Origin of the sequence: Rhodococcus sp. P-2, assembly GCF_016598535.1 — a bacterium.
Lineage (GTDB): Bacteria > Actinomycetota > Actinomycetes > Mycobacteriales > Mycobacteriaceae > Rhodococcus_F > Rhodococcus_F baikonurensis.
On record NZ_CP066779.1, the window covers coordinates 4,500,794 to 4,517,039 of the forward strand.

At 62.1% G+C, this 16,246-nt stretch carries 17 protein-coding genes; 12 read left to right on the plus strand and 5 right to left on the minus strand.

What is annotated here, in order from left to right:
• Positions 1–121 precede the first annotated feature (121 nt).
• The 3 genes from I7X09_RS21205 to I7X09_RS21215 all read left to right on the plus strand — a co-directional run bounded on the left by I7X09_RS21205 (position 122) and on the right by I7X09_RS21215 (position 2,721).
• Entirely contained in the window at positions 122–325 is a 204-nt protein-coding gene (locus I7X09_RS21205; protein ID WP_003945456.1) for a hypothetical protein, read from the plus strand.
• Between the two features lie 77 nt (positions 326–402).
• Positions 403–1,485, plus strand: coding sequence for a M48 family metallopeptidase (locus I7X09_RS21210; protein WP_200313524.1), 1,083 nt, complete (start codon positions 403–405; stop codon positions 1,483–1,485).
• A gap of 201 nt (positions 1,486–1,686) precedes the next feature.
• Positions 1,687–2,721 (plus strand): baeRF2 domain-containing protein, encoded by a 1,035-nt coding sequence (locus I7X09_RS21215; RefSeq protein ID WP_200313526.1) that lies wholly within the window; start codon positions 1,687–1,689, stop codon positions 2,719–2,721.
• 38 nt (positions 2,722–2,759) lie between these two features.
• Here I7X09_RS21215 and I7X09_RS21220 read toward each other — a convergent pair whose 3' ends face one another.
• Both I7X09_RS21220 and I7X09_RS21225 read right to left on the minus strand, forming a co-directional pair.
• Positions 2,760–3,926, minus strand: coding sequence for a MinD/ParA family ATP-binding protein (locus I7X09_RS21220; RefSeq protein ID WP_200313528.1), 1,167 nt, complete (start codon positions 3,924–3,926; stop codon positions 2,760–2,762).
• Positions 3,927–4,236: 310 nt separating this feature from the next.
• Entirely contained in the window at positions 4,237–4,944 is a 708-nt protein-coding gene (locus I7X09_RS21225) for a hypothetical protein (protein WP_200313530.1), read from the minus strand.
• A 218-nt stretch (positions 4,945–5,162) separates the two neighbouring features.
• Here I7X09_RS21225 and I7X09_RS21230 point away from each other — a divergent pair, with 218 nt between their 5' ends.
• The 4 genes from I7X09_RS21230 (at position 5,163) to I7X09_RS21245 (ending at position 8,967) form a co-directional block, all read left to right on the plus strand.
• On the plus strand, positions 5,163–5,693 hold the full coding sequence (locus I7X09_RS21230) for a hypothetical protein (protein ID WP_029254615.1): 531 nt from the start codon (positions 5,163–5,165) through the stop codon (positions 5,691–5,693).
• 108 nt (positions 5,694–5,801) lie between these two features.
• Positions 5,802–7,232: a PepSY-associated TM helix domain-containing protein gene (locus tag I7X09_RS21235; protein ID WP_200313532.1), complete on the plus strand. Its 1,431-nt coding sequence runs from the start codon at positions 5,802–5,804 to the stop codon at positions 7,230–7,232.
• A gap of 24 nt (positions 7,233–7,256) precedes the next feature.
• Positions 7,257–7,757, plus strand: coding sequence for a copper chaperone PCu(A)C (locus tag I7X09_RS21240; RefSeq protein WP_019747182.1), 501 nt, complete (start codon positions 7,257–7,259; stop codon positions 7,755–7,757).
• Positions 7,750–8,967 carry a Dyp-type peroxidase gene (locus tag I7X09_RS21245; protein WP_200313534.1) on the plus strand — a complete coding sequence of 406 codons (1,218 nt, stop codon included), beginning with the start codon at positions 7,750–7,752 and terminating at the stop codon, positions 8,965–8,967. Before I7X09_RS21240 ends, I7X09_RS21245 begins: the two co-directional genes overlap by 8 nt.
• A gap of 80 nt (positions 8,968–9,047) precedes the next feature.
• On the opposite strand, the gene I7X09_RS21250 is transcribed toward I7X09_RS21245, so the two are convergent.
• Both I7X09_RS21250 and I7X09_RS21255 read right to left on the minus strand, forming a co-directional pair.
• On the minus strand, positions 9,048–10,184 hold the full coding sequence (locus tag I7X09_RS21250) for a GIY-YIG nuclease family protein (protein WP_200313536.1): 1,137 nt from the start codon (positions 10,182–10,184) through the stop codon (positions 9,048–9,050).
• Positions 10,185–10,229: 45 nt separating this feature from the next.
• Positions 10,230–10,817 carry a TetR/AcrR family transcriptional regulator gene (locus tag I7X09_RS21255; RefSeq protein ID WP_234036657.1) on the minus strand — a complete coding sequence of 196 codons (588 nt, stop codon included), beginning with the start codon at positions 10,815–10,817 and terminating at the stop codon, positions 10,230–10,232.
• A gap of 178 nt (positions 10,818–10,995) precedes the next feature.
• Here I7X09_RS21255 and I7X09_RS21260 point away from each other — a divergent pair, with 178 nt between their 5' ends.
• The 3 genes from I7X09_RS21260 (at position 10,996) to I7X09_RS21270 (ending at position 14,201) form a co-directional block, all read left to right on the plus strand.
• The gene (locus I7X09_RS21260) at positions 10,996–12,561 is read left to right on the plus strand and encodes an LVIVD repeat-containing protein (protein ID WP_124568708.1); all 1,566 of its coding nucleotides are present in this window, start codon (positions 10,996–10,998) and stop codon (positions 12,559–12,561) included.
• Entirely contained in the window at positions 12,558–13,214 is a 657-nt protein-coding gene (locus I7X09_RS21265; protein ID WP_200313538.1) for a DUF305 domain-containing protein, read from the plus strand. Before I7X09_RS21260 ends, I7X09_RS21265 begins: the two co-directional genes overlap by 4 nt.
• A 63-nt stretch (positions 13,215–13,277) precedes the next feature.
• Positions 13,278–14,201, plus strand: coding sequence for a DUF2797 domain-containing protein (locus tag I7X09_RS21270; protein ID WP_200313540.1), 924 nt, complete (start codon positions 13,278–13,280; stop codon positions 14,199–14,201).
• A gap of 7 nt (positions 14,202–14,208) precedes the next feature.
• On the opposite strand, the gene I7X09_RS21275 is transcribed toward I7X09_RS21270, so the two are convergent.
• A complete protein-coding gene (locus tag I7X09_RS21275) occupies positions 14,209–14,679 on the minus strand; it encodes a hypothetical protein (RefSeq protein WP_095971344.1) in 471 nt (156 codons plus the stop codon).
• A 251-nt stretch (positions 14,680–14,930) separates the two neighbouring features.
• Between I7X09_RS21275 and I7X09_RS29690 the strand changes: the two genes are divergently transcribed.
• Together I7X09_RS29690 and I7X09_RS21285 are read left to right on the plus strand one after the other, a co-directional pair.
• Complete coding sequence (locus I7X09_RS29690; RefSeq protein WP_095971345.1) at positions 14,931–15,752, plus strand: hypothetical protein; 822 nt, start codon at positions 14,931–14,933, stop codon at positions 15,750–15,752.
• A gap of 111 nt (positions 15,753–15,863) precedes the next feature.
• Positions 15,864–16,229 (plus strand): pyridoxamine 5'-phosphate oxidase family protein, encoded by a 366-nt coding sequence (locus I7X09_RS21285; protein ID WP_234036658.1) that lies wholly within the window; start codon positions 15,864–15,866, stop codon positions 16,227–16,229.
• The last annotated feature ends 17 nt before the right edge of the window (positions 16,230–16,246 follow it).

The window sequence follows — 16,246 nt, forward strand, 5'->3', positions numbered from 1 at the left end:
TCGGGCGGATACGCCCGCCTCGAGCCGCATACACCCCGGATACCCGTCGGCCGTGCGTTTCATACCCTCGCTGACCGGGTATTTCGCTGGGCACCATAATATTTGAAGAATCGAGCACGCCATGATGAGAATTGTGACTCTGATCGTTCTGATCTGGCTGATCGTCGGAGCCGTTGCGGCCGGCCAGCGCGGTTACTACAGCAGTTCGCCGACCAACTGTGCCGGCGTCGGGACCATCGCGCTCACCGTCATCGCGGGCCCGCTGAACTACTTCGGCGTCAATCCCAAAGTTACGGACTGCACGCTTCCTCAACCGACCGAGTGAACTGCCGATATGCAGCGCTAAACCGACTAGTCGTTACCCTGGAGGTGAGTCGACACACATCGAAGTGAGGGGCCACCATGACCACTGCGCCAGATCGCACCCGAATCGAGTTCCCGGACATCAGCTCGCGTGCGTGGGAACACCCTGCCGATCGGGCTGCATTGGTGACCCTCCGGACACTTCGGGGGTTCGACACCGTGCTGCGGACGCTGTCCGGCTTACTCCAGGAACGCCAGCATCGCCTCATGTATCTCGCTACATCCGTGCGGGTCAACGAACGCCAGTTCAGCGACCTGAACGATCTGCGACGCGATTGCGTCGACATTCTGCAGGCCGACGAGACACCGGAGTTGTTCGTCCTCCAAACCCCGATGGTCAACGCCTTCACCATCGGTATGGACAAGCCGTTCATGGTGGTCACGACCGGCCTGCTGGACGTGATGAACTACGAGGAGCAGCGGTTCATCATCGGCCACGAACTCGGCCATGCACTGTCCGGCCATGCGGTCTACCGCACCATCCTGATGCATTTGATGCGACTGGCCGGAACCATCGGTTGGTTACCCGTCGGCGGGTGGGCACTGCGCGCGATCATCGCCGCCCTCATGGAATGGCAGCGCAAATCCGAACTGTCCGGCGATCGCGCCGGATTGCTGTGCGGGCAGGACGTCCACACCGCGATTCGCGTCCAGATGAAATTGGCGGGCGGATCGCGAGTCAGTGAAATCGACATCGACGCATTCCTCGCCCAGGCTGCCGAGTACGACGCCAGCGGCGACCTCCGGGACGGCGTACTCAAGCTCCTCAACATCGAACTGCTCTCGCATCCGTTCTCGGTACTTCGCGCCGCAGAACTCAAGAAATGGGTGGACAGCGGAGACTATGCCGCGATCCTGCGCGGAAACTACCCGCGGCAAGGAGAAGACGACGGAGCGAAGATCAGCGACGAGTTCAAGAATGCAGCCAAGACCTACAAGCAGAACTTCGACGAGTCAGAGGACCCACTGATCCGAATGGTGCGCGAGATCGGCAGCGGACTGGGCGGCGCGGTCGGCGCCGTCGGAAACGGCGTCGGCGACGTCGCGTCGGATATCAAGGAACGATTTACTCACTGGCGCAAGAGTTCCGACAGAACGAAGGGCACCGACGACGCCGAGTGAGCAGAATCGGGACCTGCCACCGAAGGCAGTCGGCGGCAGGTCCCGGGCTCTTGGCGTGAGAGTGATGCAGGCTTCCCTCTGCACCACCCTCACGTTCACAGACAGTACCAGCAGTCGAACAAACGTGCGAACTGAAAGCGGTCGTGTCGAATACCCGGTTGTCGGGTACGCGGCATAGGACCACTACAGAAGGGAGCCGACATGCATGCTGGGCGACTGAAGAAGGTCGGTTCGAGTGACGGCCCGTTTGCCTCCGTGTACTTCGAAGACGTCCGCAACCGGGAGGATGCGCGCGAGCGCTTCGAACTCGAATGGCGCTCGATGCGCAATCAACTCTCGAAACAGGGCGCGTCCGAAACGCTCATCGCACGACTGGACGAGGTGAAGGACAACCATCACGGAATCTCGGGACGCGCTGGGCGAGCGATCGTCGCCACATCCGAAGCAGTGCTGATCGACGATATTCTGCTCGAACCCGCCGGATCGACCATCGCAACCTTGGGCGAGCTGCCCTACTTGATTCCACTGATCGCACACGGATACGACACCGAGCCCTTCCTCATCGCCAAGGTCGACCACACCGGCGCGGACCTGTGCGTGCGCGATGCCCGCGGGCGTGACGTGTACGGCGAATCGGTCGACGGCGACGGCTTCCCGGTACACAAGGCGCACGTGGGCGGCCAGGAGCGGTACACCGACAGTCAAAGCCTCGTGGAGGAGAACATCCGGAAGAACCTGGCACAGGCTGCGGAGCGCGCGGCATCGCTCGCCCGCGAACACAAGGTCGCGCTGGTGGTCGTGATCGGAGAAGTACAGTCACGCAAAGCTTTTGCACAGCTCCTACCGTCGACGCTACGAGTGGTGGATGTCGAAAAGGGTTCACGTTCAGTGGGTTCGTCACCTGCTGAGGTGTCCAAGTCGATTCGTGAACTGATCGATACGCAGCGGCTGCGCAGGATGGACTCGGAAACCGAACGCTACGTCGCAGAGCAGGGACGGGACTCCGGTCTCTCCATCGACGGGACCGCGCGCGTCCTCGACGCTCTCGAACAGGGCAAGGTCGAGACACTGTTGCTCACCGATCCCGACGACAAGGAAGTCACCAGCGGAAAGTTGATCGGGCCCGCCGATCGCGTACTCCCCTACATCGCAATCGGGACCGGAACCGAACTGGTACAGATCGACGAACGCCTGGTTCTCGCCGACGGATACGGCGCGATTCTCCGGCATCCCTGAACACCGGCAGCCTGATCGGATTCGGTGGGTGAGCACCTTCAGCGAGAGGCGTGCTTGCCCACCGAGTCCGGAAATCCGTCGGCAATTGCTGCGACAAGTTCCAGATATGCCCGCGCAGTGCGCTTGTTCAGCAATTTCAAGTCGATCGGACCGCCCTCACCGAGGTGATCGTCGTAGGGCAAGGTCTTGACCGCGCGCACTCCCCGCTGAGCGAAAACGTCTTCGAGTTGATCGAGGTCGAGCGAAGACGAACCCGGCCTCGTCGAATTGATCGCCACGACCGACCTGCTCACCAGGTCTGCGTAGCCATGCTTGGTCAGCCAACTGAGCGTTGCAGCAGCGCTACGGGCACCGTCCTGTGCCGTCGGGCTGACGACAACCAACGCATCTGCTTCGTCGAGGATTCCGTACATGGCCGAGTGCATGATCCCTGTGCCGCAGTCGGTGATGACGATGTTGTAATGCACCTCGAGAATTCGCAGAGTATCGAGGTAGTCCTGTTCGTTGAACGACTCCGAGGTTTCCGGATCTGCTTCACTCGCAAGGATTTCGAGCCGGCTGTCGCCTTGAGACGTGTAGTAGCGAACATCGCTGTACGTGCGAATGTCGCCGTCGGCCAACAGATCACGAACGGTCAGATGATGTTCACGTCGTTCGCGATCCGCCAGGGTCCCCAGATCGGGGTTGGCGTCGATGGCCACGATGCGATCCCCACGGATCGACGCGAACGTCGAACCGACGGTCTTGGCCGCCGTGGTTTTTCCCACACCGCCCTTGAGCGAGATGAAGGCAATTTTGTACACACCGCGCACCGTGCGGTTGGCACGGCGCACGAGAGCTTGGTGCTCGAGTTCGGCAGCAGACTGCCCCGTATTGATCCGCCCACCGGTGAGTTTGAACAACACACTGCCCAAACCGCGTTCAGGCGGACGCTTCGCTCGCTTGATGATGTCCAGGTCGTCGACGGACGTCATAGCCCTGGGCGTCGAGGTCCGAAAATCGGTCGGCTCTTCACGACGTTGCTGACGCATCCGCTGACTGGGCAACGGTTTTGCTGCGGGTTCGTCGAATTGCGGTGTGAAGGTGACGGTTCGAATCGACGTTGCGTAACCTTCGTCGGACGCGTCGAAAAGGCCGTCGCCCTGAGTTGTTCCGGAGTTGTTCCCCAAGACTCCGCCATTCGAACCGTTGTTATCGCTGCGCACCGTTTTCCTAGGTCGAGTTCGGAATCATTTCGGACATAGCCTCTCGGACGCTATCACTCTGGCGGGCTTGCCGTTCTCTGCTCAATACCGTCACGGCACAACAGACCGTTACACCCGCACTTCGATGACTTTGGTCCTCACACTGGCGCCATTCTCAGCAAATACGATCGTCGTAACGATATGCGGCACATATATCTTCATCGGCCGACAAAAGCAGCCTTCCGCAATGTCAGGGCAAATCCCTTGGTAACAAACGAAAAAAGGGAGGGTGATCGCGCAAGCGATCTCCCCCCCCTTCATGGACATCTGTTCAGCTGCTGCAGAATTCCGAGCTCCCGAGGCTCCCAAAAATCGTCGACAGATCCACACTTCCGAACGAACTGCCTGTATCGCAGCCGTCGGCAGTAAGCGCGAAGTCGACACCGGTGACGTCAGCCGTACTCAGATTCACCGGAATTGCGGTTGGATCGGCGCCGCAACCGCTGCCGGGAATCACTTCGACGGAATAGCCATCCTTGGCCGGCTTGTACTGAAAGAAGTAGTCACCGGATCCATCCGTGGTTGTCGTCGCGATTTGTGTGCCCGCATCGAGCAGATTCAACGTCACGTCGGAAGCACCGACTCCATCGACGCCCGGACACCCGGTGACAGTTCCGAAGATGCTGAACACTTTCACCATCTCGAAGTCGATCCCGGTTGCGTCGGATGTCGTCAGATCCACCGGCGTGCCGTTGGGTACGGATCCACATCCGGCGGGCGCGTAGGGACTGACGGTGTAATTGCCCGGAGGAACGTTCGCGATCGTGTACGCGCCACCCGCCCCGACAGTGGCCGACGAGATCTGCGTCGAACCATCCCATACGACCATCCATATCCCGACCGGATCGCCAGTGTCGCTGCACGAGTTGACGAGGGTTCCCGACACCGAGCGTGTGACCGGGTCCGCCGAGGCCACCGAAGACAGGAAGAGACCGAACGCACCCACCAGGGCGAATATCGCAAAGAATCGACGCCTCATGAAACCCTCCTATGTGTTTGCCCTGCCGGCGACCCGTTGCCGGCGACCAGAGCCAAGTCAACACGGGAAAATGACCGTCATGTTTGTTTTGTCCACTCCTCGGCAAAGTTTGGCGAATCGGACAAATCGCCCTCTGACACGGTCGTCGGTCGGCGACCACAACGATCCCGACCGATCACCTACTAAGCCCGGTAGTAGGCGCCTGTATCCTTTCGCGTATGACGCCGGGTCCGAAAGATGTCGCGCAGCTGCGCGGCGCTTTTGTGGGCGGCACCTCCGGCGCGGTGTCGGTCGCAGCCCACGCACTCGGTGGCGGCGGCATGGCCCCGTCCGAAAGCGCCGTGGTGTTGTTGATCCTCGCGTGCGCGAGCGTCGGCGCGGTGGTCACGTCCATCGACACCCGCAGATCCCCCGCGCTCTTGCTTGCCCTCATGCTCGCAGCGGGTCAGGCCATCGGCCACGCGACATTGACAATCGCTTCAGATCATCAACACGGCCTGCTCCTGTCGCTTCCGATGCTCGCAGCGCACATCGCTGCGGTCGGAGTGTGCGCAGTACTGATCCGCGGCGCAGAACGCGGGTACGTCGTGGCGGCGTCGACGGTAGCGGCCATCGTCGCGGTGCTCCTACGGCCGTGGGCGCCTGAACCATCGCCGTTCACTGCGCGCACTCGATACCGCGCCAAAGTTGTTCTGCGTCAACTTCTCACTTCCGGTCTGGGCACTCGCGGCCCGCCGGCATTCGTGTAACTCACCTTCCCTTTCCTTTCACGCACGTGATTTCGTGCGCCACTTTGCTGTGCGCCTTTATTAACCGCCCGCGGTTAATAAAGGCGCACGGCGGGATCGAGTACACGCATGTCCGCACCCGAATTGGAGCACGCACAGACGCGCGCGTCCAACGACAGTTCTCCCCCGAAGACGCAGGTTGGCGGCGCCAGACCACTGATACTGCGTCTGCATTTCTACGCCGGCATTCTCATCGGGCCGTTCATCCTCATCGCCGCGTTGAGCGGCGGCCTCTACGCGATGGCGCCCACCATCGAGAAGTTCGTTTACAGCGACTACCTCCAGACCGACACCACCGGACAGATCGCGTCTCTGAACGACCAGATCCGTTCCGCTCAGCAGTATCGACCGGACCTGACGGTCTCGGCAGTACGTCCGTCCCCTGCTGCCGGAACCACCACACGGGTCCTGTTCACCGATCCGTCACTGGGCGAATCGGAGAGGCTCGCGGTCTTCGTCGATCCGGTGCTCGCACAGCCGGTCGGCGAGTTGGCCGTGTACGGAAGCAGTGGTTCGCTGCCATTGCGCACCTGGATCTCCCAATTGCATCGCCACCTTCATCTGGGCGAACCCGGCCGCCTCTACAGCGAATTGGCCGCGTCGTGGATGTGGGTGGTCGCACTCGGTGGCGTCTACCTGTGGTTCCGTCGATACCGCACCGCCAGGAACGCTCGTCTGCTCACGATCGACCGAGCGTCCACCGGACGAAGCCGGACCCTGAACTGGCACGGTGTCGTCGGCATCTGGATAGCAGTTGCATTGGTCTTCCTCTCGGCGACCGGCCTCACGTGGTCGACCTACGCCGGAGAGAACGTCAGCAATCTGAGAACCGCATTAAGTTGGACGACGCCCTCCGTCGTGAAAACTCTCGGCGACGCTCCCCCACCGGCGACAGGCGGGCACGAGGGCCACGACATGGCCCCCGCTGCCACCGGCACTCTGACCGATACCAACGTCGGACGCGTCGACACCGTCCTCGGAATCGCCAGATACAACGGGATCACCGGTCCAGTCGAAGTATCGATACCTGCCAATGCCGAGACAGCGTTCACCGTCGCTCAGACTCGTGAGCCCTGGGTGTTCAGCAACAACACCATCGCCATCGACGGAGCGACACAAAAGGTCACCGACGAGTTGTGGTTCTCGGATTGGCCACTCGCAGCCAAACTTTCGGCCTGGGGAATCCAACTCCACATGGGCCTGCTGTTCGGCCTTGCCAACCAGATCGCACTCGCCGCACTGGCGCTCGCGCTGGTCAGCGTGGTCATTCGGGGTTACATCATGTGGTGGCGCCGACGCCCCACCCGTGGCTCCGACTGGGCAGTCGGCCGGGTTCCTGCCCGCGGCGGAATCCGCAACCTCTCCCCGATCAGCCTCGTTGCGCTCGTCGCGATCACGGCGCTGGTCGGCTGGTTCGTTCCGCTACTCGGCATCAGCCTGCTCGCATTCCTGCTGATCGACGTGTGCATTGCGGCGTTCAAACGCCGCGCCACTACCTGACAATCACGAATTACGGAGACACACATGACTGTTCGCACCAAGATATTCGCAGCTGTTGCATTGACCGCAGCTCTCGCGCTGACCGGCTGTTCTTCCAACTCCGACAAGGAAACCGAAGCTGCACAATCCATCACAGTTCAGGATCAATGGGTCAAGGCCGCGCCGGAAGGCATGAGTGCGGCGTTCGCCGAACTCGTCAACTCCAGTGACAAGGACGTACGCGTGGTCTCGGCCACCAGCCCCGCGTCGTCTCGACTCGAATTGCACGAAGTCGTGACCGGCGACGGCGGAACGATGACGATGCGCCCCAAGGACGGCGGTTTCCTGGTCCCTGCCAACGGTTCCGCCTCCCTTACCCCGGGCGGTGACCACCTGATGTTCATGGACCTGTCGGCGCCGCTGCTCCCGGGCGCCGAAACCGATCTCACCCTGATCTACGACGACGGCTCCAGCACCACGTTCACAGCTCAGATTCGCGACTTCTCCGGTAATCAGGAGAACTACGACCCGAATCACGGTGGCTGAGCACACGAACCCGCCCAGCCGAGCTCTCAGCCGGCGGCGCCTTCTCGGAGGAGGCGCCGCCGCGCTCGGCGTCGCGGGAATAACCTGGGGCGCAACCACAGTGGTCGAGCGCAGCGAACACGACCAGCAAGCAGGCAAGCTCGTGGAACCGTTCTACGGAGTCCACCAAGCTGGGATCGCCACCACTCCACAAGCGCACGGCACGTTCATCGGGTTCGACCTCTTGCCTGGAACCGATCGAGCAGTCGTCGTCGGGATCATGAAGATGTGGTCCGAGGATGCGTCACGGCTGACCGCCGGCAGTCCGGCGTTGGCGGACACCGAACGGGAACTTGCCGTGGATCCGGCGCGCCTGACGGTGACCGTCGGTTACGGCCCTGGCCTGTTCACCAAGCTGGGATTGCAGGCACGTCAACCGGACTGGTTCGAGCCGTTGCCGAGCTACGCGATCGATCGACTCGACGAACGATGGGGCGGCTCGGATCTGCTGCTGCAGATCTGCGGCGACGATCCGGTGACCATTGCTCACGCCGTTCGAGTGCTGACCAAGAACGTCCGATCACTGACGACAATCCGATGGACGCAGAAAGGATTCCGGAACGCACGTGGCACCACACCCGAAGGAACCACGATGCGCAATCTCATGGGCCAAGTGGACGGGACGGTCAATCCTGCTCCGGGAACAGTGGATTTCGATTCACTGATCTGGCACGACGGGACCGGGCAGTCGTGGCTCGCGGGCGGAACCTCGTTGGTACTACGACGCATTCGCATGGAAATGGATACCTGGGACGAACTCGATCGCTCGGGACGCGAACTCACCATGGGGCGCACGTTGTCCAATGGCGCTCCGCTCAACGGAACCGACGAATTCGACGAAGCGGACTTCACTCTCACGGACAAGTTCGGTATTCCGGTGATCCCGCCAGGATCACACATCGCCAGAGCACACCGAACACATGAAAAGGAGCAGTTCTTCCGCCGGGCTTACAACTACGACGACGCACCCGAGAGCGGGCAGACCTCGAACTCGGGGTTGATCTTCGCCGCGTTCCAACGGGACATCGCCGAGCAATATCTGCCGGTCCAACAGCGGTTGAGTGACTTCGACGCACTCAACGAGTGGACGACGCCGATCGGTTCTGCGGTGTATCTCATTCCGCCGGGGTGCACCGAGAACGATTACCTCGGAAGCGGTTTGCTCGGCTGACAACACCGGGTAACGATATTGTGGGGGCGGGATCCGAACGGATCCCGCCCCCACAATGCCTTCTACCTGAAGCTGTTGCGTTACTTGGACTTACGAGGTCCCGGCATAGCCGCACCCGGACGAGCGGTAGTCAACCTCGTGACCCACCCACTGGCGGGCCACTTCTTCAGGCCGACGTTGTGCGGGGTGACCTCGGTTCCGACGTACTTGGCAGCAAGCTCGTCGTCGACGGTTCCGTTGAAACGCCACAGTTGACTTCCGTCGGCATTGCGAGTGGAGACCTCCCATGACTGTGCGCGGAAGGCACCACGAATGATGCTGTCGGCAAAGACCAGAACGGGAATGCCGATCTCGGCACGGACAGCCGCACCGGCAGACCACTCGGCGCGTGCGAGTTCGTAAATCTCTTCCGGCGTTGCTCCCGGACGGGCGGAGGCCGGTACGTGGAGGACGATGCTCGGCGTCGGGAGTTCCGGCGCGGGATCGGCCGAGTATCGCAACGCGAGTTCCTCGACGCGGGTCGCACGGGCGTCCTTGTCCGAGGTATCGCCCGCGAGGTTGGTCAGGCCGTCTCCCGCGTCGGTAATCCGCAAGGCTTCCACGATGCCGCGGACGACCTCTCCGGTAGTGGCAGCCGAATCGGTGGCGGCGGAAACAGATCGGAGGAGTACGAAGTGCTCCACTGCCGAACCTGCGTCGTAGATTTCACGGATCCGAGCGATCTTGGCTGCCGTCACAGCAGCATTCGACTCGGCCGGGCCGTCCGCTCCCTCGAGATTCGCGAGTTCACCGAGCGCTTCGAACACCGGCGCGAACACCTGGTTTCCCGTGCCGTGCCCGACATGGAATACCTGGTCGTTACGTGGGTCACGCAGCGCAAAGACATACTGCCCCAACCGCTTCCCGACCTTTTCGGTGAACGGCTGCGGAGCCGGCTTCCTGACGACGACCTCGGTGGACAGAGTGCGCATCACGGCCAGACGCAGTGCGTCGGGCACGCTGGCAGAACCGGCAGCACCGGAAAAGATTGCCGCCGAGGCAGCGCTGATCGAGGTGAACGTGCGGCCGACTTGCTTCTCGAGAGATGCAGAGACCGTACCGACCGCAGTCAGTTTTGCATCGAGGGTGCCGTCACCCTCGACAAGGAACTCCTTGATCAACGGAGCAACGAGCAGGGTGGAGCCGATAGCGCGAGGAACTGTCCAGACAATAGCCATGACACGAGCCTAGGCGATCACTTCGAGACGCGAGGCGAACGCGACTCAGCCCGCCGCTGTCGGCCCGGCCAGTCCCTGCACAAGTAGGTTCCAGGCCGCGTGCGCGACTTCTTTTCGTGAGCTCTCGGCGGTCCGTTCCATGATCGCGGCGAACATGGCGATCGCCAGGATCACGTCCTCGGCAGTGACGGACTCGCGTATCTTCCCAGCTCGACGCGCCTCGTCGAGGCGACCTTCGAGAAGATCGGTCAGGCGGGTGCCGGCCGAATTCAGTCGTGAATCGCCGAAGGAGACGGGCTTGATGACCTCCACGAACACGATCGAGGTGGTGATCTGGTCGACCAACAAACGAAAAAGATCGTCGAGAGTCGAATCCGGATCGGCAGCCAGATCTTGCAACTCGACGATGTTCTCGTCGAACACTGCGAGTGCCAGGCTTTCGCGAGTGGGAAAGTGCCGGTAGAGGCTGCCCTGGCCGACGCCGGCCGTACGGGCGATCAGGCTGAGCGGAGCAGCGAAACCCTGGGTGGCGAACACCTCGCGAGCTGCTGAGATGAGTGCCGCACGATTGCGCGCCGCGTCTCTCGGCCCTCTGTTGAGAGATCCGCTATTGACGCGGCCAGACGATGTCACGCACACTACGATACCAACCGGACAGCATTGTCCGGTTGGTTGCGGCCCGACACCGGTTCACACCCCGACCCGACCGTCGTGAGCGCTCGAACCCGCGCCTGCCCTCCGTGCTGCCTGTCCGTGAGATACGTCTGCCCGTGAGATACGAAAGGCAATCCCGCACCGGGAGTTGGACTCGATGAAATCGTTCACGACCATCAGAACCAGATCTGCCATCGCGCTCGTCGCATTGATCACCATCCTTCCCGTGTGTGTCGCCGCGGCCGAACCAGCCACCGCCCCCGGCTCGATCCTCGAGACCTCCGGTGTCGGTTCGAACGCGGCGAGTCGTGCGGAGTGCGGGCCTGGTTCGATGCCCGAGACCGGGTTGCAGGGTGATGTTCCGGCCGAGGACCGAAACAGCGGACGCAGCCGGGATGGTTACAGCTGCAACATGTCTCAGATCGGTGGTTACTCGGGTCGCGGTGGCGGGATCACATCCACCAACTTCGAACACTGCTCGTACGTCGGCAGCTTCTTCCCCGGGAACCTCCTCGGCCCCGCGCAAGGCGTCCAAGTTCTCGACGTGTCAGATCCTGCCAACCCCGCACTCACCGCCACTCTGACCGAACCGGCGATGCTGGCCGGAACGTGGGAGAGCCTCAAGGTCAACGCCACGCGAAAGCTGCTGGTGGGCACGGGCGTTCCGCTCTTGACCGGCGTCGGCCTGATGTCGGTCTACGACATATCCGACTGCGCGCACCCGAAACTGCTCAACCCCGGGCCGGGAACCGATCTGGGAATGCTGCTGCCCATCACCAATCACGAGGGTGGGTTCTCACCGGACGGGAACACCTACTGGTCTTCCGGCACCGCCCCCGGCGTGGTGAGCGCCGTCGATCTCACCGATCCCACCAACCCGCGTGTCATCTGGCAGGACCTCATCGGGTTGTCGACCCACGGATTCGGAATCAGTCCCGACGGAACCCGCATGTACCTGTCGAACAATCTCGGCGGAATACATGTTCTCGACATCAGTGAGGTTCAGCGCCGCGTCCCCAACCCTCGGGTGCGCCAACTGTCCCAGCTCTCGTGGACCGACGGGTGGGCCACCCAGCACAGCATTCCGGTGACGTACGACGGTTCGCCGTACCTGTTCACCGTCGACGAAGGCGGTTCAGGCGGAGTCAAATTGATCGACGTCTCCCATGACGACGAACCGTCGGTCGTCAATTCGGTGAAGCTCGAGATCAATCTGCCGGAGAATCAAGACGCTGCGCTGGCGTCCGCTGCCGGCGGATCGCTGTTCGCGTACGAATCTCACTACTGTTCGGCCGATCGCCCGGTCGACCCGACGGCGCTGGCATGCGGATGGATCTCGAGCGGAATTCGGGTCTTCGACATTCGAGATCCCTTCGATGTCCACGAAATTGCGTACTTCAACCCACCTGCTCGGACCGGCGACAATCTCCAACTCGCCAACTCGCCGCACGCTCTCGCGTCGCTCATCGGGGTACCCATCCTCAGCACCCCGGCAATCGCGCAGTCGATCGCGCAGGGCCAGTTCGACCCCGGCCAAGCGCTGAGTTCGCGGTCGGGCATGCTCGCTCTCGGCGACATCTCGACCGATTGGTGCTTCTCCCCACCCGAATGGCGAGGTACCACATTGTGGGCGACGTGCGCCGACAACGGCTTTGTTGCCATGCAACTCGAAAACGGTGTCTACACACCACCCGCCGACCAGAAGACGACCGTGGGATCATGACGGTGCCACGATCGGTCAAAGCCGTCGCGCTCGTAGCTGCGGCACTGATGCTGCTCGTACTCGGCGCAGCACTACGTCCCCTGTTTGCACCCGAGAACCACACGCAGACAGCTGTTCTGAGCGAAACCGAAACCGGATTCGTACACGACATGGCGGCCCACCATCAACAGGCACTCTTCATTCTCGCGCGTCTGAGTCCTGATGTGGACCCGGCGGTAACGAGACTGGCCCAACAGATCGACGACGTTCAACGAACGGAAATCGGTGTCATGCTCGGTTGGCTGCGGTTGGCCGGTGTCCCGCCGAACAGTAGAACGCCGATGGCGTGGATGGAGGCGTCACCGAGCAGTGCGGGCGACTCTCATCATCACCCGGCAACGCCGGAAACAGAGGCCGACGCCATGCCGGGCATCGCTACGACGGAAGAACTCGAGAAACTGAGCGCCGCTCGCGGGTTCGACGCCGAGGTGCTGTTCCTTCAACTGATGGAACGCCACCACCGTGGCGGGATCGCCATGGCACAGGTGGCCGATACCCTGCTCGAGAGCGGGCCAGTTAAACAGTCCGCCCGCGACATGATCAACACGCAGAGTCAGGAGTCCGGGCTGATGACACTGATGCTCGGACAACGTGGGGCACAACCACTGCACTGACCCGCATGTGCACTGACTACCATGGGTGTCGACCTGTGAACTACAGAAAGAATCGACACTTCAATGACCCTGCTCGTTCGCGGAATCGAATGGTCGAACCCGACAGCACCGCGGATCCAATGCGTCGACGACACCACTTCCGCTACGACCTTCTTCACTCACGACTCGGTTCTGCGGTTTTCCGTCGACGAGAAGAAGGGCCGCCGCTGCCTCGGCTGGCGAGATCTCACCGCAGAAGGTCGAGGGCACTCGCCGTGTGACCGCGAGGCCACGGTCGTTGCCGGGCGCCAATGCGACCGGTGCCGAAATCGCGAGGGGTTCACCACAGTTCATCAGGCACACGTCAGCGGGGCGCACATTCATCCGAACGTGCGCACCTACCTCGCACAACCACAATGGCTCTACGTGGACGTATTCGCCGGCGGTCAGATGAAGGTGGGGACGGCGTCCGAGTTTCGCAAACATCCGCGAGTCGCCGAGCAGGGCGCGGTCTGCGCGTTGTTCGTCGCGCGGTCGACGGACGGTTACAGCATCCGTTCGCTCGAAGCCAGAGCGTCGGAAGAGTTCCACTTGAGCCAGGCCATACGTACGTCTCGGAAGATCGAGGCGTTGACGGGAACTCTTGATCGCGAAAAACTCCGAAAGTCGTTGCACCACTTCGTATCGTCGATCAGCGACGAGCTGAAGGACATCGGATCGGACATCGACGGCATCGAGATCCTGGAGGCTCCCGAAGAATGGCGGGCGCCGGCATGCGCCGACGTGGTCTTCGATGCCGCACCGTTAATCGCGTATCCGCACACTTTCGAGTCCGGGGAGCATTCCCTGTATCTGGAGGGCCTTGCCGGTTCGATCGCATCGATGCGGATCGACCCCGATCCTGAATCACCACGCTTTGTCGCGGACGTGTCCGGACTGGTCGGTCGAACCATCACCGTCGGCGAGTTCGAGTCCCCAGGCGTGGCGATTCAGGAATCGTTGTTCTGAAGGTTGGTCAGCAGCTTCCCGCAGTCGCTGCGGCGAATCCGCGAGTGACCTCGGCCTGCTCGTCGGCAGACAAGCTCGACCATTCGGGATAGGCCTGGATGGAGGTCAGCATGTCGTTTGCCAATGATTCACGCGTCATGCCCATTTCCTCGCCCGACTCGTCAATCGCCGGCTGGTATGCGTCGAGGTACCGGAGAACGTCGGAGCACGCCTGCGCGTAGGTCCGTGGCAGCGCCGAACTCACATTCGGGTCCGACGGGACCTCGGCCGGGACGCTCGAGTCGACGGGCGGTGCCTCGGTAGTCGATTCCGGCGACGTCGCCGGAGCCGCGGATGACGTCGTCGGCGTCGCAGTGGCGGTCGCCGAAGCGGAGGAAGTGAGTGTTCCGACCTCGGTCGGCTTGTCTCCGTCAGAACCGCAGGCAACCAGCGCCACCAGCGAGCAGGCACCGATGAACCCGGTGATCGTTTTCTTCATCCTTCAAGGATGCCAGAGGGCAGCCGGCGTTCGAACCGACCGGCGCCGCCGACCGGCCGGGATCGCCTGGGCGGCCCGTCGAATCCGAGCGCCTCGTCGGCCCGACTGCAGGATTGGACCGTATGCCCCGTCCGCCAACCCATGCTACCGTGATTTAACTGCAAAGTAACTATGGGTGGGATTGTCCGGTCTGCCGCGTTCATCCGGAACGCTCTGATCGGAAATAGTTCGTTTTTAAGGGGCTGGAACGAGTGGGACTTTTTCGTCGACGAGGTTCCCGGGAGGAAGACGACGATCGCGGGCAGAACCTCGATCGCAGCGACCCCGGGTACGCTGCCTGGTTCGCGAACGTCGCCGACGCGGGCAGTCAGCCGGTTCCGTACAAGCGGCCGCTGACCGCACCGGTCTATCCGCAACTCCACTCGCCGACACCGGACTACGAGACAGACACCGGATGGCCGCTCGACGCGCCCTCCGGAGACGGCTGGCTACCCGCAGACCGAATCGACGAATTCGAGTCGTCGTATGGCCGCTCATCTGCATCGAACGGAACGAACCCGCACATCTCACCAGCTGAACAGTTGCCGCCCGGCCCACCCCCGACGCCGCAACCGACGATTCCGCCTCGAAATGTACCGATGACTTCACCACCGAAGCATCACCTGGAGTCGCCCAGCGCGACTCGGCCCTACCAAGGAGAAGCAATGAGCAACATCGACAAAATCCTCGGCGAATTGATGCGCATCGACGGTGCCAGCGGTGCAGCCGTCGTCGACGCCGACAGCGGGATGGTTCTCGGTATGAGCGGCAACCCGTCGTTCAGCCTCGAATATGCCGGCGCCGGTAACTCCGAGGTTGTGCGAGCAAAGCTCCGCACGATGAGTAACTTGGGGATTACCGACACCCTGGAAGACATCCTGATCACTCTGAGCAACCAGTACCACCTCATTCGCGTCCTCGAGACGCCCGGACTGTCGACACTGTTCGTGTACCTCGTTTTGGACCGCGCACGTGCGAACTTGGCGCTGGCCCGCCACAAGCTGGGCGAGCAGACCCCCAAGATCGAGATCTGACGCGTCCACTCCACCCGAGAAGGCCCGGTCCTCACCCAACGGCGAGGACCGGGCCTTGTCCGTTCAGAACCGTCGATTGGTGAACGTCGCACCGGCACCGATACTGGGACCGTGACTATCGCGGATACACCTTGCGTGTGGTTGACCACCCTCCGAAATGACGGCTCGCCGCACACGACTCCGGTGTGGTTCTTACTGCGTCGGAACACATTCTGGATACCGAGCGCAGAGCAGAATCGGAAGGTTCGGAACCTGCGGGACGATCCTCGGGTCTCGTTGGCCGTCGACGGATCCGCCGGCGATCCGTGGGTCGCACAGGGAATCGGGACAATTCATCACGACGTCGGCGAGTTCGGCGATCTCCTGAGACTTTTCGGCGAGAAGTACGCCGGCTGGGATGCCGCGGACAAGACTCCCGACGGCCCGCGGGTTCTCGTCTCGGTCCCGGTGACGCGGTGGCTCCTTCGACCGGACTGACAGACAGTGCCGGTTCG

Bases quoted from the DNA above. Each gene is read 5' to 3' on its own strand.
- I7X09_RS21210 (WP_200313524.1), top strand. From the start codon at position 403: ATGACCACTGCGCCAGATCGCACCCGAATCGAGTTCCCGGACATCAGC.
- I7X09_RS21230 (WP_029254615.1), top strand. From the start codon at position 5,163: ATGACGCCGGGTCCGAAAGATGTCGCGCAGCTGCGCGGCGCTTTTGTG.
- I7X09_RS21270 (WP_200313540.1), top strand. From the start codon at position 13,278: ATGACCCTGCTCGTTCGCGGAATCGAATGGTCGAACCCGACAGCACCG.
- I7X09_RS21225 (WP_200313530.1), bottom strand. From the start codon at position 4,944: ATGAGGCGTCGATTCTTTGCGATATTCGCCCTGGTGGGTGCGTTCGGT.
- I7X09_RS21265 (WP_200313538.1), top strand. From the start codon at position 12,558: ATGACGGTGCCACGATCGGTCAAAGCCGTCGCGCTCGTAGCTGCGGCA.
- I7X09_RS21260 (WP_124568708.1), top strand. From the start codon at position 10,996: ATGAAATCGTTCACGACCATCAGAACCAGATCTGCCATCGCGCTCGTC.
- I7X09_RS21205 (WP_003945456.1), top strand. From the start codon at position 122: ATGATGAGAATTGTGACTCTGATCGTTCTGATCTGGCTGATCGTCGGA.
- I7X09_RS21215 (WP_200313526.1), top strand. From the start codon at position 1,687: ATGCATGCTGGGCGACTGAAGAAGGTCGGTTCGAGTGACGGCCCGTTT.
- I7X09_RS21235 (WP_200313532.1), top strand. From the start codon at position 5,802: ATGTCCGCACCCGAATTGGAGCACGCACAGACGCGCGCGTCCAACGAC.
- I7X09_RS21275 (WP_095971344.1), bottom strand. From the start codon at position 14,679: ATGAAGAAAACGATCACCGGGTTCATCGGTGCCTGCTCGCTGGTGGCG.
- I7X09_RS21250 (WP_200313536.1), bottom strand. From the start codon at position 10,184: ATGGCTATTGTCTGGACAGTTCCTCGCGCTATCGGCTCCACCCTGCTC.
- I7X09_RS21240 (WP_019747182.1), top strand. From the start codon at position 7,257: ATGACTGTTCGCACCAAGATATTCGCAGCTGTTGCATTGACCGCAGCT.